Origin of the sequence: Roseburia faecis (assembly GCF_001406815.1) — a bacterium.
GTDB classification, from domain to species: domain Bacteria; phylum Bacillota; class Clostridia; order Lachnospirales; family Lachnospiraceae; genus Roseburia; species Roseburia faecis.
Genome location: NZ_CVRR01000093.1, coordinates 74,872 through 96,150 on the forward strand (window position 1 = coordinate 74,872; position 21,279 = coordinate 96,150).

The 21,279-nt window shown below is 45.9% G+C and carries 17 protein-coding genes; 1 reads left to right on the top strand and 16 read right to left on the bottom strand.

What is annotated here, in order from left to right; genetic code table 11:
• Window positions 1-137: 137 nt before the first annotated feature.
• The 14 genes from gltA to malQ all read right to left on the bottom strand — a co-directional run bounded on the left by gltA (window position 138) and on the right by malQ (window position 17,800).
• Complete coding sequence (gene gltA / locus M72_RS15955; RefSeq protein WP_022046171.1) at window positions 138-1,529, bottom strand: NADPH-dependent glutamate synthase; 1,392 nt, start codon at window positions 1,527-1,529, stop codon at window positions 138-140.
• The gene (locus tag M72_RS15960; RefSeq protein ID WP_022046172.1) at window positions 1,529-2,419 is read right to left on the bottom strand and encodes a sulfide/dihydroorotate dehydrogenase-like FAD/NAD-binding protein; all 891 of its coding nucleotides are present in this window, start codon (window positions 2,417-2,419) and stop codon (window positions 1,529-1,531) included. The genes gltA and M72_RS15960 overlap by 1 nt, the downstream gene beginning before the upstream one ends.
• 125 nt (window positions 2,420-2,544) lie before the next feature.
• Window positions 2,545-3,489 (bottom strand): TIGR03943 family putative permease subunit, encoded by a 945-nt coding sequence (locus M72_RS15965; protein WP_022046173.1) that lies wholly within the window; start codon window positions 3,487-3,489, stop codon window positions 2,545-2,547.
• A gap of 39 nt (window positions 3,490-3,528) precedes the next feature.
• Window positions 3,529-4,647, bottom strand: a complete 1,119-nt coding sequence (locus M72_RS15970; protein ID WP_055068893.1) for a CobW family GTP-binding protein — start codon at window positions 4,645-4,647, stop codon at window positions 3,529-3,531.
• 84 nt (window positions 4,648-4,731) lie between these two features.
• Window positions 4,732-6,462 carry an ABC transporter ATP-binding protein gene (locus M72_RS15975; protein WP_055068894.1) on the bottom strand — a complete coding sequence of 577 codons (1,731 nt, stop codon included), beginning with the start codon at window positions 6,460-6,462 and terminating at the stop codon, window positions 4,732-4,734.
• A 67-nt stretch (window positions 6,463-6,529) separates the two neighbouring features.
• Window positions 6,530-6,706 (bottom strand): 30S ribosomal protein S21, encoded by a 177-nt coding sequence (gene rpsU / locus M72_RS15980; RefSeq protein ID WP_006856185.1) that lies wholly within the window; start codon window positions 6,704-6,706, stop codon window positions 6,530-6,532.
• Window positions 6,707-6,846: 140 nt separating this feature from the next.
• On the bottom strand, window positions 6,847-8,580 hold the full coding sequence (locus M72_RS15985) for a methyl-accepting chemotaxis protein (RefSeq protein WP_055068895.1): 1,734 nt from the start codon (window positions 8,578-8,580) through the stop codon (window positions 6,847-6,849).
• Between the two features lie 13 nt (window positions 8,581-8,593).
• Window positions 8,594-9,892, bottom strand: a complete 1,299-nt coding sequence (locus M72_RS15990; protein WP_022046177.1) for an extracellular solute-binding protein — start codon at window positions 9,890-9,892, stop codon at window positions 8,594-8,596.
• A 162-nt stretch (window positions 9,893-10,054) separates the two neighbouring features.
• Window positions 10,055-12,715, bottom strand: coding sequence for an alanine--tRNA ligase (alaS, locus tag M72_RS15995; RefSeq protein ID WP_055068921.1), 2,661 nt, complete (start codon window positions 12,713-12,715; stop codon window positions 10,055-10,057).
• Between the two features lie 17 nt (window positions 12,716-12,732).
• The gene (locus tag M72_RS17270; RefSeq protein WP_022046179.1) at window positions 12,733-12,870 is read right to left on the bottom strand and encodes a hypothetical protein; all 138 of its coding nucleotides are present in this window, start codon (window positions 12,868-12,870) and stop codon (window positions 12,733-12,735) included.
• A 72-nt stretch (window positions 12,871-12,942) separates the two neighbouring features.
• Entirely contained in the window at window positions 12,943-13,698 is a 756-nt protein-coding gene (locus tag M72_RS16000; RefSeq protein ID WP_022046180.1) for an MBL fold metallo-hydrolase, read from the bottom strand.
• Window positions 13,689-14,525 carry a purine-nucleoside phosphorylase gene (locus M72_RS16005; protein WP_055068897.1) on the bottom strand — a complete coding sequence of 279 codons (837 nt, stop codon included), beginning with the start codon at window positions 14,523-14,525 and terminating at the stop codon, window positions 13,689-13,691. Before M72_RS16005 ends, M72_RS16000 begins: the two co-directional genes overlap by 10 nt.
• A 113-nt stretch (window positions 14,526-14,638) precedes the next feature.
• Complete coding sequence (gene spoIVA, locus M72_RS16010; protein WP_055068898.1) at window positions 14,639-16,138, bottom strand: stage IV sporulation protein A; 1,500 nt, start codon at window positions 16,136-16,138, stop codon at window positions 14,639-14,641.
• 93 nt (window positions 16,139-16,231) lie between these two features.
• Window positions 16,232-17,800 carry a 4-alpha-glucanotransferase gene (gene malQ / locus M72_RS16015; RefSeq protein WP_055068899.1) on the bottom strand — a complete coding sequence of 523 codons (1,569 nt, stop codon included), beginning with the start codon at window positions 17,798-17,800 and terminating at the stop codon, window positions 16,232-16,234.
• A gap of 121 nt (window positions 17,801-17,921) precedes the next feature.
• Between malQ and M72_RS16020 the strand changes: the two genes are divergently transcribed.
• Window positions 17,922-19,181, top strand: a complete 1,260-nt coding sequence (locus M72_RS16020; RefSeq protein ID WP_055068900.1) for a chloride channel protein — start codon at window positions 17,922-17,924, stop codon at window positions 19,179-19,181.
• Here the strand turns inward: M72_RS16020 and pulA are convergent.
• Together pulA and M72_RS17425 are read right to left on the bottom strand one after the other, a co-directional pair.
• Complete coding sequence (gene pulA / locus M72_RS16025) at window positions 19,162-21,087, bottom strand: type I pullulanase (RefSeq protein ID WP_082413947.1); 1,926 nt, start codon at window positions 21,085-21,087, stop codon at window positions 19,162-19,164. The genes M72_RS16020 and pulA overlap by 20 nt on opposite strands.
• Window positions 21,065-21,277: a hypothetical protein gene (locus M72_RS17425; protein ID WP_195490488.1), complete on the bottom strand. Its 213-nt coding sequence runs from the start codon at window positions 21,275-21,277 to the stop codon at window positions 21,065-21,067. Before M72_RS17425 ends, pulA begins: the two co-directional genes overlap by 23 nt.
• Window positions 21,278-21,279: the final 2 nt, after the last annotated feature.

Here is a 21,279-nt window from a genome sequence, read left to right on the forward strand (position 1 = left end):
TTTACTACAGATTATTGTATACATCATAGAAGAAAAAGTCAAACGCTTCTTCGTATCTGACATTTTTCTTCATACAAAAACGGCTGCCACATTACGCGGCAGCCGTCTCCACTTTTATCAGTTCTATCCGTTATTGTCTAATTGTTCTTTCCGGAAAGGTACTCATCAATACCCTTTGCAGCTGCCTTACCTGCTCCCATTGCAAGGATAACGGTAGCGGCACCTGTTACGGCATCTCCACCTGCATAAACACCGTCTTTGCTTGTTGCACCGGTATCTTCGGTTGCAACGATACACTTGCGGCGGTTTGTCTCAAGCCCCTTGGTTGTGGAAGAAATGAGTGGGTTTGGAGAGGTACCGAGTGACATGATCACGGTATCACAATCCATCTCATACTCAGAACCAGGAATCTCCACCGGACTTCTTCTTCCGGACGCATCCGGCTCACCGAGTTCCATCTTGATGATGCGCACACCCTTTACCCAGCCATTCTCATCGACAAGAATTTCCGTCGGATTCTGCAACAGATCAAAAATGATTCCCTCTTCTTTTGCGTGATGTACTTCTTCCTTACGTGCCGGAAGTTCTTCCTCACCACGACGGTATACAATATGTACCTCTGCGCCGAGACGGAGTGCGGTTCTTGCAGCATCCATGGCTACATTACCACCACCGACAACGACAACTTTCTTTCCATGGGAAATCGGGGTTTCATATCCTTCCTCAAATGCTTTCATGAGGTTGTTTCTTGTCAGGAATTCGTTTGCAGAGAATACTCCGTTTGCCTGCTCGCCAGGGATTCCCATGAAACGTGGAAGTCCTGCTCCGGAACCGATAAATACAGCCTCAAAGCCTTCCTTTTCCATCAGCTCATCGATCTTTACGGATTTACCGATGACAACGTTGGTCTCGATATCCACACCGAGTGCTTTTACGTTTTCTACCTCGGCTGCTACAACCTTGTCCTTTGGAAGACGGAACTCCGGAATACCGTAGCTTAACACACCACCGGCACGATGCAGTGCTTCAAAAATGGTCACATCGTAGCCAAGCTTTGCCAGATCTCCGGCACAGGTCAGACCTGCAGGGCCGGAACCGATCACTGCTACTTTGTGTCCGTTTAACTTCTCTGCTTTCTTTGGCTTGATACCGTGCTCGCGTGCCCAGTCTGCAACGAAACGCTCTAATTTACCGATGGCAACCGGATCACCCTTGAAACCGCGGATACATTTACCTTCACACTGGCTCTCCTGTGGGCAGACACGTCCACAGACAGCCGGAAGTGCGGAAGACTCGGAGATAATATGATAAGCCTCCTCAAAATTGCGCTCCTTGACCTGTGCGATAAATGCCGGAATATTGATAGAAACCGGACATCCCTTCATACACTGTGCGTTTTTACAATTTAAGCAACGGGAAGCCTCTGCAACTGCCTCTTCCTCGTTGTATCCATAACATACTTCCTCAAAATTCGTAGCGCGAACCTTTGGTTCCTGCTCACGAACCGGTACTCTGACTAATCCTTCCATTACTTGTCACCTCCGCAATGGCCGCATCCACCGTGATGGGTAGCGCCCTCTTCATATGCGAGCTTTGCTCTGCCTTCTTCTGTCTTATACTGCTGCTGACGCTTCATTGCCTGATCAAAGTCAACGAGATGTCCGTCGAACTCCGGTCCGTCAACACATGCGAATTTTACTTCTCCGCCAACCATCAGACGGCATGCTCCACACATACCGGTTCCGTCTACCATGATCGGGTTCATGGATACAACGGTAGGAATCTCAAGCTTCTTGGTAAGGATTGTAACGAATTTCATCATGATCATCGGTCCGATTGCGACACATACATCATAATGTTTTCCCTCATCGATCAATGCCTGTAACTGCTGACAGCCATTTCCGTGAAATCCGTAAGTACCGTCATCCGTACATACGTATACATTTCCGGCTACTGCCTTCATCTCATCCATATAAAAAAGCAGATCCTTGGTACGGGAACCCATGATCACGTCTGCATCAATTCCGTGCTCATGCAGCCATTTTACCTGTGGGTATACCGGTGCGGTTCCCAGACCTCCTGCGATAAATACAATTTTCTTTTTCCTGGTCTCCTCAAGGTTCTCCTCCTCACAGAGTTCGGACGGACATCCCAAAGGTCCAACGAAATCTTCGAGAGCATCGCCCTCATTTAAGGCCATCATACGCTCGGTTCCTGCGCCAATCGTCTGTACCACGATGGTGACAGTCTCCTTCTCTCTGTCATAGTCACAGATCGTAAGCGGAATACGCTCTCCTACTTCATCTGTCTTTGCAATGATAAACTGTCCCGGCAGACACTCATTGGCCACACGCGGTGCCTTGATGTCCATCAGGATAATGTTATCTGCCAATGTTTCTTTTCGAACAATCGGGTACATAAACTGCCTCCTGTATGTAATAAATTTAATCTAATCCCTGTTCTCTTTTTCTGCTGAATACAAAAAGAGGTGTATAGCACACCTCTTTATTGTATATGACTTCTTCACTTTTCGCAACGACTTTTTTACGAAAAATATACAAGCTCATCTTCCGGTTTCTGGGCTTTTTCGATGGAAATCGGGTAAAGAACCGGTCCTTTTCCCTTATATTCCCGTGCAAATTCGACACGAATCTCTGCCGTAATTGTAATCCATGACTTGTGCGGAAGTTCCTCTTCCCTGTCATATTTACATTTGAAACCGATAAATGTCACATCCTCAATGCAGCAGGTCATCGCAAACCGTCCCGGAACAAACACGCCTTTCTTGAGTTTATCCGGATTATATACCAGAGCCAGGAATTTTACTTTCTTGCGATCGTATTTCTTGTAATTTTCCATGGCATCCATGTACCAGATAGCATAATCCGCATCGGTCAGCTCAATCACATCCTGATTGATATCAAACGGTAATTCCTCCGGACGCTCATCAATCGTTCCGTCCTTGCGCTCATAGACAATCTGTGCTTTCCGGTTGATGTTCTTAATGGTACGGCGCAGATGTCCGCGATCGGTATCATCATCTGTACGGTTAAAAATAACCACATCACTGGAAAAAACCTGTTCCTGCATCATTGCACGCATATTATTCATATACAGATCATACGTCGTAGAATCTACGGTTGCCAGTGACTGTACAATCACCCAGCCCTCCGGCATTTTTGCCTCAAGCAGCTTGTCCATCCCCCAGGTGCCGTTGTACTCGATAAAAATTTGTTCCGGCTGATAGGTGTCCTGGATTTCCTGCAGTTTTGCAGGCGTAAAATCCTCTTCCTCTTCGACCGTTACCAGCTTGAAGTTGATGGTTGCCAGTTTTGCTTCGTCATATTCTTTCTCGCCGTCTTCGCACATGATGATAATTCCTTTCGAACCATCACCGAAGTTATTCTCAAACAGCGTTTCTTCTACGAGAGTTGTTTTTCCGCTGTCCATAAATCCTGTAAATAAATATACCGGAATATCCTGTGCCATAATTGCTCTCCTTACATTTTTATTGGGGTTTACAGCATTTTAAAGACCAAATGTCTTCAGTAATTCATCCTCATGAATCTCCGTTCCGATTACCACGATACGTCCGGTGTAATCCGGCTCACCCTCACGGATCTCATACTCGCCCGGAACCATATCAAAGTACAGCCAGGTACCATCGGTACTCTCCACCATACCTTTGGAGCGGAGGATATTGTCAGAATCGACAAACTTCTTAAGTACTTCCTCAAGTTTTGCACGCTCGAATTTGTGCGGTGTCTCCTTGCCCCAGCTGGTAAATACATCATCTGCATGATGATGGTGATGGTGCTCATGGTCATGGCAGCCACAGGTACAGTTTTCATCATGCTCATGGTGATGCTCATGCTCCTCATGATCATGGCAGCCACAGGTACAGTTTTCATCATGCTCATGGTCATGGTCTTCGTGGTCATGGTGATGCTCATGGTCTTCGTGGTCATGGTCATGATGATGGTGCTCATGCTCATGTTCTGCCTCTTCCTTTGCATGATGTGCCTCGGCAAGAGCCTTCATCTCCAGATTATCCTGTCCTTCCATTACCTTAAGGATCTGTTCTCCGGATAATTTTGCCCAGTCTGTTGTAATAATGGCAGCCTTTGGATTCAATTCCTGAATTTTATTGACACAAAACTCCAGCTGTTCCGGTGTTGCATTCTGGCTGCGGCTTAAAATGACAGTTGTCGCATACTCGATCTGGTTGTTGAAAAACTCACCGAACGCCTTCATCTGCTTGCTCGCCTTAAGCGCGTTTACAACCGTTACCAGTGCGTTTAATTTTACATCCTGCTCTTTTTCAATATCAATCACGGACTTCATAACATCGGAAAGCTTACCGACTCCGGATGGCTCAATCAAAATACGATCCGGATGATACTTGGTGATGACTTCATTTAAGTTCTTTCCGAAATCACCAACTAAAGAACAGCAGATGCATCCGGAATTCATCTCTGTAATCTGGATTCCAGCATCCTTTAAAAAACCACCGTCAATGCCGACCTCGCCAAATTCATTCTCGATAAGGACAATCTTTTCCCCGGTAAATGCCTCATCAATCATCTTTTTGATAAAAGTTGTTTTTCCGGCTCCTAAGAATCCGGAGATAATATCTATTTTGGTCATGATAATCCACTCCTTTTTGTTTTTTCAAAATCTATTCTATTTTACTCGTTTTTTTATAATAATGCAAGTTGTGACACAGCCGGTCTAATAATGCATATGATAAAGTTTTTCATACACACCGCCCCGTGCCAGCAGTTCTTCATGGGAACCGGATTCCGCAATCCCATCTTCTGTCAGAACCAGAATTTTTTGTGCATTCTGGATCGTTGTCAGACGGTGGGCGATCACAAATGTCGTACGGTTCTTTGCCAGTTTCTCCAATGATTCCTGTACGACCCTCTCGCTCTCGTTATCCAGTGCGGAAGTTGCCTCATCAAAGATCAGAACCGGTGGATTTTTCAAAAAAACACGGGCTATGGAAAGCCGCTGCTTCTGCCCTCCGGAGAGCTTGATTCCACGCTGTCCGATATCTGTATCATATCCATCGGGAAATGCCATGATAAATTCGTGGGCATTGGCATTTTTTGCAGCAGCAATCACTTCTTCCCTTGTCGCATCCGGCTTTCCATACCGTATATTTTCAAAAATCGTTCCCGCAAACAGGTATACATCCTGCTGCACCATTCCGATATGGTCACGCAGGCTCTTTAACGTCACCTTACGGACATCTTTCCCATCCACGCGGATACATCCTCCGGTCACATCATAGAATCTCGGAATCAGGGAACAAAGCGTTGTCTTTCCGGCACCGGATGATCCCACCAGTGCCATATATGCCCCTGCAGGCACATGCAGATTGATCCGGTTAAGCACCTTCTCCTGATTGTCTTTGTACTGAAAAGAAACATTTTCAAAATCAATGGTTCCTTTCACATCGGTCAGTGCTACAGCATCGTTTGCATCCTGGATTTCCGGTTCAATATTCATAATTTCCTGAAACCGTTCAAATCCCGTATAGCCATTCTGAAACTGCTCGGTAAAGTCCACCAGTGTCCGGATTGGATCCGTAAATACCCCAATATACAGCAAAAACGTAACCAGATCATTGACCGTGACCATTCCCTTTGCAATGAGAACCCCTCCGGCAAGGATGACATTTACCTGAATCAGTGTTGTAAAAACGCCAACCCCGGCCTGAAAACTGCCCATGTAATGATAACTGTTCTTCTTTGCCGCAAGAAATCCGTCATTTCCATGACGAAATTTTTCGTTTTCAATCGCCTCATTGGCAAACGATTTCACCACACGGATGCCTGACAGATTATCCTCGATCTGTTCATTAATCTCGGCAATTTTAATACGGTTCTGCTGAAAAGCCCGGCGCATCCGCTTATTTAACACAAATGCAAATACAAACATAACCGGAAGCACCGCAAACGCGGCAAGCGCAAGCCATCCATTAATGTTGAGCAGGATCACAAACGCTCCCACTATCTTTAATACCGACAGGATAATATTCTCCGGGCCATGGTGCAGCAGTTCTGTAATATCAAATAAATCTGCCGTCACACGGCTCATCAGCTGTCCGACTTTTGCATCATCATAAAAAGAAAAAGACAGCTTCTGCAGATGCCCAAACAATTCGGCCCGCATGTCATATTCCATTTTTGCCCCCATCACATGTCCATAATTTCCGATAAAAAACCGGCTGTAACAGTCCAATGCCAGAAGCACAAACAATCCGATGCCAATCAAAAAAAGTTTCCGCAACATCATCTGGGGCTGCTGATAAATCAGAGTCGATGTCACATACCGCACAACCAGTGGAATGGTCAGTGCCACTGCCGCAGAAAGTGTCGCAAATAACATGTCTGCCGCAAAAACTGCCCGGTAGGGTTTGTAATAGCTTATCATTTTTTTCAGATTTTGATTCATGGTTCACCTCATCCTGATCATTTTTACAAAAAAGCACCCCGCGAGTTATCCCGCGGGGTTAAATACATTAGTTGTATTTTCTTTTTCTAGCAGCTTCAGATTTCTTCTTACGCTTTACGCTTGGCTTCTCGTAATGCTCTCTCTTACGAATCTCCTGCTGGATACCAGCCTTCGCACAGTTTCTCTTGAAACGACGTAATGCGCTATCTAAAGTCTCATTCTCTTTTACGATTACACTAGACATTCTTTCCTAACCTCCCTCCAGTTGCGATATTGTGCATCAACTGTAAGGTAATCTTAATTGCACTATCGATTATTTTAACAAAATATCCTGATTTGTCAATAGTTTTTCCGAAATTTGCATAGTTTTTTTCTTCCACATGCTTAAAGCTTTGTAAACACGGAAGTTTCTTTCTTCAATCCCTCTGCAATCGCAAAGTTCTCATCCATCTTCTTGGAAATTTTATCCATATCGGATACAAGAACCTGTGTGCTGTCCGCTGCCGAAACGACTCCACTGACGCCTTCCTCGATCGCATGGGAAATCGTATTTACGGAATTTGCAATCTCATCCATGGAATTCTGTAAAGAATCCGTCTTTGCCTCAAAATCTGCCATGACACTTTCGATAAATGTTGCCTTGTCATGATATGCCCCACCGGATTCCACAAACTTCTGGAATTCCGGCAGGATTTTTTCATTCATGTACTCTACCAGTCCGTTTGCATTGTCTGCAAGATTATGTACTGCAGTTATAACAATGGCATTGATGCTCTGGATATTGTTAGCCGCTTCCTGACTGGCGGCTGCCAGCTGACTGATTTCGGAAGCAACCACTGCAAATCCTTTTCCTGCATCCCCGGCACGGGCAGCCTCAATGGATGCGTTTAATGCAAGCAGGTTTGTCTGGCTTGCAATATTTAAGATGTCGTTTGTCAGATTGTCTACCTGATTGACACTGTTGCTGTCCTCAATTGCCTGACTCAGCACGGAAACAATGTCATTTACTTTCGCACCCGTTGTATCCATATTTTCACGTGCAGCATGTTCCATTGCCTCTGCATGCTCTTTCATTTCTTTTGTATACTGATTGATTTCAATCGTTTTCTCTGCAATTGACTTGACTTCACCGGCAACCGATTCGGTATTTTCATTAATCCGTGAAGCATTGTCGGAAATATCCTGCATCGTTGCAGAAAGTTCTTCCGTCAGTGCGGACAGATCGGATACACTTCCGTTGGAAGTCTGCACACTCTCACGCACTTCATTTACAACACCCTCAAGATCCCTGGAATTGCTGCTGATCATCCGGAAAATTTCCTGCAGCTTTGCCATAAAAGCATTGATGCCTCCACCGACAGATGCCACTTCTTTGTTGTTGGTAATGGTAACCCTGCGGGTCAGGTCACCCTGCCGGTTATCAATTCCAGAAATAATCTCATTTATTTCCCTGTTCGTATTTGTAAGCGGATAGATTACCCACCGAAGCACTGCCACCATTGCTGAAAAAAGTGCTGCAATACTAATCAGAATCGTCACTACGCTTGTTCCGATTGAACTATGGTATGCAGATGTCAGTTTCTGTCTCTGTGCATCTGCATCCTGATTTACAATTTTCTTGATACTTTCGATATCCGACTCAATGGCATCTGCACACTTGCTGATTTTTCCATTCGCAAGTTCATAGGCATCTTCATTTTTCCCTGCTGCGGAAAATGCCATAACATTGGCACATTCATACTTTAATTCTTCGTAATTTTTTTGGATGTCATTGTATTCTTTTTTGGTATCCGGTGTCACGTATGTCTTGTAACTTTCCAGATCTTTCTCCAATGCATCTTCCTGACTGCGGATTTTTTCCACCAGCTTGATCATGGAATCCAGATCCACCGCTATGATATGGGACAGTCCCAGATTATGGATGTCCTGCGTCTGTTTCTGGATTTCTGCCAGACCCGAAACATTCTTTAAAGATACTTCCGAAATCTGTACGGCACTCCGGTTAACGTTCCTGATATTGGAAACAGACATCACATTCGAGATGATACTGAATATTCCAAGTATAAATACCGGAATTAAAATGATAAGTTTGGTACTTAATTTCTTTTTCTGATTCATATGCTCCCACCTCTTAGCCTGCTACTGATTTTGTAATACCATCGACCAGATTATCCATCAGTTTCTGTAACTTTATGTGGTTTGGATTTCCTGCTGCCATCGTATTCCCGAATTCCATGCTTGCATCCCAGTAACTGTTTCCGACACGCTGCAGTTTTCCGAATTCCGACTGTGCAATCACTGCCTGAATGGATGGAGAAGCCTTAACCGCATCCGAATCCGCTGCCTTTGTATTGGAAGGTCCCTGTCCGTTCATCTCAAACCGGACAGTCTGGTTCTGCTCATTGGTCAACCAGTCTGCCAGTTTTGCTGCCCACTGTGGATTTGCCGAATAAGCACTGACTCCCATCAGCTTATAGCCGGTAAAGGAAGCCATCTGTACCTGTTTTCCTGCCACGGTATAGGTCGGAAGCTTGGCTGCGCCAATATCATCTCCCCAGATCTTTTTCAGTTCGGTCTCACTCCATACACCGCTTACCCCTGCAATTACACTGCCTTTTTTTGCACCTTTAATAAAATCTTCATTCACCGCATTTTCAAATCCACTGCTGGAACTGATATCAAGCATCGCCTGCGCAATATCCACGCCTTTGATATCCCCTTCGGTGGAATTCCATTCACAGTGGTTTGTCACATTGTCATCATTGATACCGAAATCCAGTCCTGTATTTCCGAAAAACGAATACAGATACCAGCCGGAAGACCAGTCCATCATAAACTTCTTATGATTTTTTTCTGCTACTTTTAAAATGCCGTCAAGGGTTTTGACATCCGAATCACTCAGGTACTTTTTGTTATAATACAAAAAATACCCATTGTCTGCAGTCATGGGATATGCATAAAGCGTATCATCGACTGTGGCAGCGTCTATTGCGCCCTCCACATTTGCTTTTTTCACTTCGTCTGCATTCGGAACCGGATACAATGCACCACCGGCCGCCATAGAAGCCACCTGGTCATCTGCAAGGATAAACACATCAGCTGCGTTATGCACATCTCCAAGCACATTGTCACGCGTATCGGAATCCGCATTCTGTTCCAGAGTGATATCAAAAGTTGCCTGCCCCTTATACTCTTCTTTGAAACTGTCGATCATCTTATTCAACGCATCATACGTTGATTCCTCTGCCCACACTCTCAGTTTTACCGTTCCGCTCGTCCTGTCCGTCTCCTGTGCACTGCCCTGCGTGGTCTCCGTTGCACCCTGAGGTACCGCCGATGCGCAGCCGCCCAGCATGGACACAGCAAAGATTCCTGCCAGCATGGCTGACAATAACCTCTTTCTCTTCATAAAGTCTCTCCCTTTCTTCATGTCGTTTCCACCTTTTGTTGTATATACACAAATTTCACAGTGGATTTACTGTTATTATACTATAAATATTTGCAAAAAACAGGTAAAATTGCATTTTTATTGCGCATTTTTACCTGTTTTTTGCGTTTTTATTATATTCTTTTATACGTTATCAGTGATAGATTATTTCAACATGTTTTCCAGTGCCGTCTTCGCCTGTGCAATGGCATCCGGAATACCAGCCGGATTCTTTCCACCGGCCTGTGCCATATTCGGACGTCCACCGCCGCCACCGCCGACGTTTCCGGCGATCGCCTTGATCAGATTACCGGCATGTGCCCCCTGCTTCATCGCTGCATCGGTTGCCATGGCAATCAGGTTTACCTTTCCGTCACAATCGGATGCGATCACTACGACGCCCTCACCGATCTTGTCCTTCAGCTGGTCACCGAGATCACGCAGACCATTCATATCCACACCAGATACGCTGGTTGCCAGAAGCTTCACACCTTTGACATCCTCGATCTGATTCATCACATCCCCAAGTGCATCCTTGGCTGCCCTGCTCTTTAACGCCTCGTTCTCGCTCTGCAGATCTTTCATCTCTGCGGTCAGATGCTCCAGACGTTCCTTAAGGTTTGCAGGTGTAGACTTTACAACCTTCGCTGCTTCCTGAAACTCTTCTTCCATCTTTTTGTAGTATGCAATCACATTGTCACCGGTCAGTGCTTCGATACGGCGCACACCGGCTGCAACACCGCTCTCAGAAAGAATCTTAAATGTCTTGATCTCTGCAGTATTCTTTACATGTGTACCGCCACAGAACTCCCTGGAGAACTCTCCCATGGAAACGACACGGACTTTTTCCCCATACTTTTCGCCAAACAGAGCCATTGCCCCGGTCTTCTTTGCCTCATCAACGGTCATGATATCGGTACGGACTTCCATGCCCTCGTTGATCTTTTCATTGACCATTTCTTCCACTTTCTGCAACTCTTCCGGAGTCATGGCTGCAAAGTGGGTGAAATCGAATCTGGTACGTTCACTGTCCTGATAAGACCCCGCCTGCTCGACATGTGTACCCAGCACTTCACGGAGTGCTTTCTGCAGTAAATGGGTTGCCGAATGGTTTGCACAGGTCTTTGCGCGAAGTTTTGCGTCTACAACCAGTTCCACTTCCTCGCCGGTATGGATCATGCCGGATACCATATGTCCGATATGTCCGTATTTACCGCCCAGAAGCTTAACCGTATCCTCAACCTGGAATACACCGTCCGCCGTACGGATCTGTCCCTTATCGCCCTGCTGACCGCCCATCGTGGCATAAAACGGAGTCTTCTCTACGATAATGGTTCCTGCATCCCCATCGGAAAGTGCTTCCACGATCTCGGTCTCGGTCGTCATAACCGTAACTTTAGAAGCATATGTCAGATTCTCGTATCCGACAAATTCTGTTGTGATGGAAGGATCAATCTGCTCGTAAACCGTTGCATCTGCACCCATGTAGTTTGTCACTTTACGGGCACTTCTGGCTTTCTGTCTCTGTTCTTCCATACAGGCCTTAAACTCGTCCTCATTATAGGAAAAGCCCTTTTCTTCAAGGATTTCTTCGGTCAGATCTACCGGGAATCCATAAGTATCGTAAAGTTTGAATGTATCGGCACCGGAAAGTTCCTTTTTGCCGTTTTTCTTCATCTCCTCCATCAGGTCAGACAAAATGGCAAGTCCCTGATCGATGGTCTTATTGAATTTCTCTTCTTCCTGTGTCAGAACCTTAAAGATAAATTCTTTCTTCTCTTCCAGTTCCGGATATCCATCCTTGCTCTCATTGATGACCGTCTCTGATAATTTTGCAAGAAACAGTCCGTCAATTCCAAGCATCTTTCCGTGACGTGCCGCACGACGGATCAGACGGCGCAGAACGTAGCCTCTTCCTTCATTGCTTGGCATAACACCATCGGATACAAGAAATGTGGAAGAACGGATATGATCCGTAATCAGACGGATGGATACGTCATCCATGGCATCTACTTCATACTTCTTTCCGGACATCTCACAAATCTTGTCGCGGATCGCTTTCATGGTATCAATATCAAATACGGAATCCACATCCTGCATAACAACTGCCAGACGCTCAAGTCCCATACCGGTATCAATATTTTTCTGGGAAAGCTCGGTATAACCGCCCTTGCCGTCCCCTTCAAACTGTGTAAACACGTTGTTCCATACTTCCATGAAACGGTCACAATCACAGCCTACTTTACAATCCGGACTTCCGCATCCGTATTTTTCGCCTCTATCATAGTAAATTTCAGAACACGGACCACATGGACCGGCACCATGCTCCCAGAAGTTGTCACATTCTCCGGTCTCAGGATCACGGTAAAAACGTGTGATCTTCTCTCCCGGAACTCCTACTTCCCTGGTCCAGATCTCATACGCTTCCTCATCTTCTCCATAAATGGACGGATACAGACGATCCTCCTCAAGCCCAAGTACCTTTGTCAGGAATTCCCATGACCAGGCAATCGCTTCATGCTTAAAATAATCCCCAAAAGAGAAGTTTCCAAGCATCTCAAAGAATGTAAGGTGACGCGCAGTCTTTCCTACATTTTCAATATCTCCGGTACGCACACACTTCTGACATGTAGTCACACGTCTGCGTGGCGGAATCTCCTGTCCTGTAAAATACGGCTTGAGCGGTGCCATTCCCGCATTGATGAGTAATAAGCTGTTGTCATTGTGTGGTACTAATGAAAAGCTCTTCATGACAAGATGTCCCTTGCTCTCGAAGAAGTCAAGATACATCCGGCGCAGCTCATTTACGCCATAACTCTTTTTCATTACCAGTTCCTCCAAAATCATTCTTTCGTCGTGTCAGCCTTCGCATCCTTGTGCCTGCGGAGTCTGATACCAATAAATGCCCCTAATCCGCCGATCAAAGCCAAAGCAGCCATCTCGACCACATATCTGCCAATACATAAAAGAAAATCTGTCATATAGTTTTCTCCTCTCTGTTGTTACCCCATTAACTTAATTATTATATATGAATTTTTCTGTAAATTCAAGAGTTAGAGTTCCCCGAACGGAAATACCTGATTCTCCCTTTCAATTTCAATTACGCGGTCTGCCATTCCAAGATTTGTAATGTGTTTTTTGTATTCCCTGATTGCAGAATAATCCTGCCACATATGCATCGGGAAAACAAATTCTGCATCGGTGTTTTTCAGCACAAAATCAATCCCGAGTGTCTGATACGGTCCCAGCCGCGGATCCATCGGGACAAACGCAAAATTGACCGGCTTGTCCGCAAGCTTACGGATCTCGTGCCGGAAAGTGCGTTCCTGTTTGCCGTTTATAAGTTCTCCCACATGTTCCATCTTCCAGTCGTTTAAATCTCCTGCATGGAAGATACTCACCCCACGCACATTCACATAAAATGCCACTCCTGCATCGGTAGACAAAAGGGTCTGGATCTTTAGATCATCCACTTCATAATGGTTGTTTGCGGAGACAAACGTCACTTTTTTCCGCACCCCCGGGTCAATTCCATGCTTTTGCAGAAAATGCGGACTGATGCGGATATCCTTGGATAAAATATAATGTACATTGGTATATTTTTCACTCCAGCGCAGAATATCCATGTCAAAATGATCCTGATGTTTGTGGCTGGCAAACATATAGATTTTTGTATCCGGTGCGTAATCTGGAATCTTTCCCGTAAAGTGGAAACCATTCACCCGGTCCCCGCCAAAATAATCAAAAATCAATACCAGATCATCCACTTCCACCAGAAAACAGCTGTGATGTATAAAAATTACCTGCATGTTATTCCAATCTCCTTTATCATCTGTGTTACAAGCTTTTGAAATACCGGAGCCACCGCATCGGCTGCTTCCTGCACCTCCTTATGGGACAATGGCTGTGGCGAAATGCCGCATGCCAGATTCGAGATACAGGAAATTCCCACAATCCGCATCCCCATATGATTCGCCGCCACAGCCTCACATGCCGTACTCATTCCTACGGCATCCGCTCCGAGTGTACGCGCCATTGCCACCTCCTGTGGAGATTCATAGGCCGGCCCGGTAAACTGCAGATACGTTCCCTCTTTTAAATCCGCCCCGGTCTCTGCCGCACATTTTTTTGCGATTTTCTGTAAATCATAATCATAAATCCGGCTCATATCCGGAAACCGCGGTCCCAGTTCCTCTATATTTTCTCCAATGAGCGGCGACGGAACAAAACTTGCAATCTGCCCGGTAAGAAGCATCAGATCCCCCGCCTTCATGCCCAGCTGGATTCCGCCCGCTGCATTTGTCAAAAACAGAACTTCTGCCCCCAGAAGTTTCATCAGCCGGATCGGCCGTACCACTTCCGTCATGGAATATCCTTCATAATAATGCACACGTCCCTGCATGCACACAACCGGCACATCCCCGACATAACCAAACACAAAGCGCCCAGTATGGCCCGGCACCGTAGATACCGGAAATCCCTCGATCTCATGATAATCCACCGTGGCCTCCACGCGAAGCTGCGACGCATAATCACCCAGACCGGACCCTAGTACCAGTGCCACTTTCGGCACAAAATCTGTTTTCGTCCTCACGCTGCGCACACAGCGCATGAGAGTTTCATATTCGTTGCTCATTTGTTCTCCTTATTTTTTGCAATTACATACAGAATTTCATTAACTAATAGTATAACAGAATCAAAAATAAAATAAAACAAGAGCAACTGAAATTCATACTTTTTTTATTTCTCTTAAATAATGATGCAGATCATTCCCCCATTGCTGTCATTGACAATTTTCTGCATAGTATCCTGCAGTTTCAGCTGGCACTCATCATCCATCTGCAGGATCTTGCTGCGGATGCCGTCTTCCATCAGTTCCCCGACCGATTTTCCGAAAATATTTGTGGTCCAGATTCCTTCCTTGCTCTCCTCCCCCTCGCGGATATATGCAATCAGATCATTTGCCTGTTCCTCACTGCCGACAATCGGTGCTATTTCGGTTTCAATGTCTGCCTTGATCATATGAATGGACGGGGAAATTGCCCGCATTTTCACGCCATATTTTCCGGCATGCTGGATCAGCACCGGATCTTCCATCCGGATATCCGAAAGCCCCGGCATGACCACTCCATACCCCTTCTGTTCCACAGCTGCCATGGCATCTTCCACACGCTCGTATTCTTTTTTCATCCGGGAGAGGGAACGCAGCATGGAAATCATCTGATATTCCCCTTCGATCTGCATTCCCGTCATCTCACTGATGTAGGAGAAATAGCACTGTTCCGTTGTCTCCATACGGATCGTCACGGTTCCGTTGGAAAGATCTGCCGTCTGTAGCTGGATGTCACGAAAGACCTCCTCTGCCATCTGCTCATTTGCACTTTTTACCCATTCCTGCCCGGCAAGCACAGCCGCTGCATCCCGCACGCGGCCGATTCCATCCATCAGTCTGGATGCCGTCTGAATCATGGCTGCCTTTAATTTATGTTCCATTGGAAGCATTTCCGTCCACTTTGGAATTGCAAAGTCCACACGGGTAACCGGAAATTCAAACAGAATCGCCTTCATAACCGTAACCAGATCCTCCCGGTGCATCTGCTGACAGTTGACCGGAACCACTACCGCCTGATATTCCTGCTCTAAACTTTCTTTCAGTGCAAGTGTCTCACTGCTGTATGGGCGCACGGAATTTAAAACAATCACATACGGTTTTCCAATCTCTTTAAGCTTTTCCACCGCGGTTTGTTCTGCCTCCACATAATTTTCCCGCGGAAGTTCCCCGATACTGCCATCCGTTGTCACCACAATACCAATGGTTGCATGGTCTTTGATTACTTTTTCTGTTCCAATTCTCGCTGCATCCGAAAAAGGAATTTCCTCCTCGAACCACGGCGTATGTACCATGCGATATCCGTCCCCCTCCAGATGACCATTTGCTCCCTCCACCATAAAACCGACACAGTCAATCAGACGCACACTGACACTGCTCTCATCTGCAAGTGTGATCTCTGCTGCCTCCTGCGGAATAAATTTCGGTTCTGTCGTCATGATCGTTTTCCCGGCGGCTGACTGAGGCAGTTCATCGAGCGTCCGTTTTTTTTCTTCCTCATCTTCGATGTACGGAAGTACAAACAGATCCATAAACCGCTTAATGAACGTTGACTTTCCGGTGCGGACCGGTCCTACAATACCAATGTAGATTTCGCCGTTCGTTCTTTTCTGGATATCTTTATATAAATCAAACTCCATAAAAAAATCTCCCTTCTTTGCATATTCGATTAATCTATCTAATCTATATGCAAAGGGGAGAATTCTTATTCACAGAAATACTCTGTTGTATATTTATTTCTCAGATGACTTCTTTTTGTCGGAAGTCTTCTTCTTTGCAGCTTCTTTCTCTGCTGCTTTCTTTGCCTGCTCAGCAAGCACTTTTTCACTGATGCGTCCATACATCTGCATGTATTTATAGAGTTTCTTTGCCAGATCCTTGGTAATCTGTCCCTCCAGGGCACGCCACTTCCAGTTTTCTCCAAGTGTGGACGGAATGTTGATGCGGGCTTCGGAGCCAAGTCCGATCAGATCCTGCATCGGAACAATTGCCATATCTGCAACGGAAGACCATGCGGCACGCATCATACCCCAGTTATAACCTTCCTCCTCCGTCAGGTTCAGGTATTCGATTGCAAACTTGACAGATGCTTTCGGTGCGGTCTTCATCCATCCCATCACGGTATCATTGTCATGTGTTCCTGTATATACAACACAGTGACTGGTATAGGTGTGCGGCAGATAATCACTTCCCTCACGGCTGTCAAACGCAAACTGGATGACTTTCATGCCTGGGAATCCGGAATCCTTTAACAGTTTGCGGACAGAATCTGTCAAAAATCCCAGATCTTCCACGATAATCGGAAGTTTGCCAAGTTTCTTCTCCAACTGGTTAAACAGATCCATACCCGGACCCTGCTTCCATTTTCCGTTCTTTGCAGTTTTATCTTTTGCCGGGATTGCATAATAAGAATCAAATCCGCGGAAATGATCGATGCGGATAATATCATACAGCTCGCTCATCGCTTTGATTCGTTTGGTCCACCATGCATAGTTATCTTTTTTCATTTCATCCCAGCGGAACAGCGGATTGCCCCAGAGCTGTCCATCTGCCGAAAATCCGTCCGGAGGACATCCTGCCACTTCAATCGGATTTAAATCTTCATCCAGATAAAACTGTTTCGGATTTGCCCATACATCCGCACTGTCTCCGGCCACATAGATCGGCACATCTCCGATAATCTCGATTCCGTTTTCATTGGCATATGCCTTTAACTCTCTCCACTGTTTAAAGAACAGATACTGAAGCATCTTATAAAACTCAATATCTTCTGCGTACTTTTTTCTTGCCTCATCCAATGCCGCTGCGTCACGCACACGAAGTTTCTCATCCCACTCGGCCCATGCTTTTCCGTCATTGGCATCTTTTAATGCCATAAACAGTGTATAATCTTCCAGCCAGTCCTTTTCCGCCTCACAAAATGCCGAAAAATCTTCCGGCATATTTTTTACAAAACGGGCATATGCTTTATGCAGCAATGCATAGCGTGATACATACATGGTTCCATAATCAATGTATTCCTCGCTTGTGCCCCAGTCAAATGACTCACATTCCTTTTTCTTTAATAAATTTTCCTTGCAGAGAATGTCCAGATCAATAAAATAAGGATTTCCCGCAAAACTGGAAAACGACTGATACGGCGAATCCCCGTAACTGGTCGGACAGATCGGCAGAATCTGCCAGTAAGTCTGACCTCCTTTTACCAGAAAGTCTACAAATTTTCTGGCTGATTTTCCCATAGTTCCAATGCCATACGGTGATGGCAGAGAAGATATCGGCATAAGTACGCCACTTGTTCTCATAAGTGATTCCTCCTAAGATCCAATCTATAATCTATAATTATATCATACCACCTTTTTGTCCCCTTGTAAAAAACATTTTTCAATGCTAGTATGAAGAAAAGGGATTATGAGGTGAAGAATTATGAACGATGTCATAAAACATAAAATCAAACACAATGCACACCGTACACTGGTGTCGATCAAATGGGTAATTTTTGCAATTCTTGTCGGCGGTATCGTCGGACTGTGCGGCACCGCATTTTATTTTTGTCTGACATTTGTCACCGTGCTGCGCGGGCAGGACCCCTGGCTGTTGTATCTGCTCCCTGTCGGGGGACTGATCATTGTCGGTGCTTATCACCTGCTGCACGATGAAAAAGATACCGGAACCAATCTGGTCATCTCTGCCATCCACTCGGATGACGAGCTGCCCCTGCGCATGGCTCCTTTGATCTTTATTTCCACACTGATCACGCACCTGTTCGGCGGATCTGCCGGCCGTGAAGGTGCTGCCCTGCAGATGGGCGGAAGTATCGGAAACGCAATCGGAAAATTCTTCCGTTTTGACGATAAAGATAAACATGTCATGATCATGTGCGGCATGAGTGCTGCGTTTTCCGCTCTCTTTGGTACCCCGATGGCTGCTGCCATCCTTCCAATGGAAATTGTAAGTGTCGGCGTCATGTACTATACCGCCCTTGTTCCATGTGTGATCAGTTCTCTTGTCGCACACGGAGTTGCTTACCTGTTTGGTGTTTCCAACCAATGGTTTTCCATCGAGCACATCCCGGACTTTGGCATTCTTCCTGCCGTGCAGATTTCCATCCTTGCCGTGCTCTGCGCACTGGTAAGTATTGTTTTTTGTATTCTTCTGCACAAAAGTGAAGAAATTTACCGCAAACTGTTCCAGAATCCCTACATCCGCATCTTTGCCGGTGGATGTATTGTTGTCATTCTGACGATGCTTGTCGGCAACCAGAATTACAATGGTACCGGTATCGGCATCATCCAGATGTGCATTGATGGAACGGTCCGTCCGGAAGCCTTCCTGTTAAAGATGATCTTTACCGCACTGACTCTTGGTGCCGGTTACAAAGGCGGAGAAATTGTTCCTTCCTTTTTCACCGGCGCGGCCTTTGGCTGCCTGTTTGGAACGCTGACCGGCATATCCCCGACACTTTGTACGGCTGTCGGCATGACTGCCGTATTCTGTGGTGTCACAAACTGTCCGATCACTTCACTGTTAATCAGTTTTGAATTGTTCGGTTATGACGGCATGCCGTATTTTCTTCTGGCTGTCGCTTTCAGCTATATGCTCTCCGGATACTTTGGTCTGTACCGGAGCCAGAAGATTGTGTACTCCAAATACAAAACCAGTTACATCAACAAGACAACTCATTAATCCCAAGAACCACACAGCCAGTCGCCGGCAATTCCATGTTCGAATGAACCGAACCGATTGGCCGGGTTCCTGCATGCAGGTCATCAATATATAACGTCCATGTCCTGTCATCCGGCAGCAGGAGTGTTTCTTTTCTGCCGGATGCATTGTATGCCACCAGAAGTGTTTCTTCCGGCTGGCGGATTGTAAACGCGATGGTCTGTTCGGATGTCATTTCCATAAACAAAATATTCTGGCGGATCTCCTCTGCGTCTGTCATACGCAATCCTTTATGTGCTTTCCGGAAAGCAATCAGTCCCCTGTAATACTGCTGCAGCCCTTTTTGTCCATCGCTCCAGTCATAGCGCAGTACATTTGTTTCATACGGCAGATTATAACTGTTCTCGGATATCTCACCATTTTTTCCGGCTGGTTTGGTTCGTGCAAACTCTTCTCCCCCCAGGAAAAACGGAACTCCCTGTGCGGTAAATACCATCGCAGCCGCCAGACGGTTCATTGCAAGGCGTTCGCCTGCATCACAATCCGGTCTGGAAATCTGCAGTTTATCCCACAAGGTCAGATTGTCGTGACAGGAAACATAATTGATCACTTTCTCCGGTGTATCCGTCCATGTGCCGCCGGCTGCATAGGTATAAGCTGCATAATCTACCTGTGGATGCCACACACCTCCTGTTGCACAGTAACGCACCGCAACTTTCATTTTTTCCTTTCCGCTGACATAGCCGCAGTCTTTGTTATAAAACACATGTCCGCGCACCATGTCCCGGATATCATCCGAAAACATTCCGATGCCGTCCAGCATACGCGCGTTTCTCTTCATGGCACGCCTAAATTCCGGCATGGTTGAAGTACCGCCTGTCCAGCCCTCTCCATACAGAATGATATATGGATTGATTTCTTTTAACCTGCGGCTGATCTCATTCATGGTATCAATATCAAGAACACCCATCAGATCAAACCGGAACCCATCCACATGATATTCCCTTGCCCAGTAACAGACAGATTCTACGATGTATTTGCGCATCATCGGCTGCTCCGAAGCAATTTCATTGCCACAGGCAGATGCATTGGAATATCTGGTTCCGTTCATCCGGTAATAATAATCCGGCTCACATTTCTGCAGACAGCTGTCCAGATCATAGGTGTGATTGTACACCACATCCATGATCACTCCGATACCCTCCCTGTGAAAAGCCGCAATCATTTCTTTCATTTCCCGGATACGCACCTCCCCATGGAACGGATCTGTTGAAAAAGATCCCTCCGGTACGTTATAATTCAGCGGATCGTATCCCCAGTTATACTCCCGCTTCTTTGGTGCCGCCTCATCAATACTTGCAAAATCATACATTGGCATGATCTGCACATGCGTAATACCGAGCGATTTCAGATAATCCAGCCCGGTAGCTTCTCCCTCTTTGTTTTTGGTTCCCTTTTCTGCCAGTCCCAGATACTTTCCCGGATATTTTACCCTGGAAGAGCCATCCGCGGTACTGTCCAGAACAGAAATCTCACAGATCACCAGATCCGTACGGTTTGAAAAAACCGGTCCATGATCCTCCTTAAAATTCTCCGGATCAGTTTCTTTTAGGTCCAGCACCATACTCCGCTGCCCGTTCACACCGACAGCTACCGAATATGGATCCTGTGACTCCACGGTCTTGCCGCTTCTCTCCAGACGGTATGTATAATAAACATGCCGCAAATCTCCGTCTACCCGAATCGTCCAGGTTCCCTGTACATCCCGTTTCATCGGAAGTGTATCCGACAGGCAGTCCCCGTCTCCTTCCCGATACAGACACAGTGTTACTGCATCCGCAGTCGGAGCCCAGAGCCGGAACGCTGTATATTTCTTTGTGTACACAGCACCCAGATCATTTCCATCATATGGAATCCTTTGCTGCATTCCCTCTCTCCTCCCTGAAATATATTATTTTCGCATTTTTTCGTAATTCATTATATTTTAATTTTATGTATCTGTAAATTGGAAAAATCACTAAGTTTTTTTCAATATTTTGTGAAATAAGACGAAGAAAAGAGGCATTCCATGTTTTATGCCATGAAATGCCTCTTTTTTTGTTTTCCGTATCAGGCAAAC

Excerpts from the sequence above, each read along its gene's own strand:
- gltA (WP_022046171.1), bottom strand. The coding sequence starts at position 1,529 with ATGGAAGGATTAGTCAGAGTACCGGTTCGTGAGCAGGAACCAAAGGTT.
- M72_RS15960 (WP_022046172.1), bottom strand. The coding sequence starts at position 2,419 with ATGTACCCGATTGTTCGAAAAGAAACATTGGCAGATAACATTATCCTG.
- M72_RS15965 (WP_022046173.1), bottom strand. The coding sequence starts at position 3,489 with ATGGCACAGGATATTCCGGTATATTTATTTACAGGATTTATGGACAGC.
- M72_RS15970 (WP_055068893.1), bottom strand. The coding sequence starts at position 4,647 with ATGACCAAAATAGATATTATCTCCGGATTCTTAGGAGCCGGAAAAACA.
- M72_RS15975 (WP_055068894.1), bottom strand. The coding sequence starts at position 6,462 with ATGAATCAAAATCTGAAAAAAATGATAAGCTATTACAAACCCTACCGG.
- rpsU (WP_006856185.1), bottom strand. The coding sequence starts at position 6,706 with ATGTCTAGTGTAATCGTAAAAGAGAATGAGACTTTAGATAGCGCATTA.
- M72_RS15985 (WP_055068895.1), bottom strand. The coding sequence starts at position 8,580 with ATGAATCAGAAAAAGAAATTAAGTACCAAACTTATCATTTTAATTCCG.
- M72_RS15990 (WP_022046177.1), bottom strand. The coding sequence starts at position 9,892 with ATGAAGAAAGGGAGAGACTTTATGAAGAGAAAGAGGTTATTGTCAGCC.
- alaS (WP_055068921.1), bottom strand. The coding sequence starts at position 12,715 with ATGAAAAAGAGTTATGGCGTAAATGAGCTGCGCCGGATGTATCTTGAC.
- M72_RS17270 (WP_022046179.1), bottom strand. The coding sequence starts at position 12,870 with ATGACAGATTTTCTTTTATGTATTGGCAGATATGTGGTCGAGATGGCT.
- M72_RS16000 (WP_022046180.1), bottom strand. The coding sequence starts at position 13,698 with ATGCAGGTAATTTTTATACATCACAGCTGTTTTCTGGTGGAAGTGGAT.
- M72_RS16005 (WP_055068897.1), bottom strand. The coding sequence starts at position 14,525 with ATGAGCAACGAATATGAAACTCTCATGCGCTGTGTGCGCAGCGTGAGG.
- spoIVA (WP_055068898.1), bottom strand. The coding sequence starts at position 16,138 with ATGGAGTTTGATTTATATAAAGATATCCAGAAAAGAACGAACGGCGAA.
- malQ (WP_055068899.1), bottom strand. The coding sequence starts at position 17,800 with ATGAGAACAAGTGGCGTACTTATGCCGATATCTTCTCTGCCATCACCG.
- M72_RS16020 (WP_055068900.1), top strand. The coding sequence starts at position 17,922 with ATGAACGATGTCATAAAACATAAAATCAAACACAATGCACACCGTACA.
- pulA (WP_082413947.1), bottom strand. The coding sequence starts at position 21,087 with ATGCAGCAAAGGATTCCATATGATGGAAATGATCTGGGTGCTGTGTAC.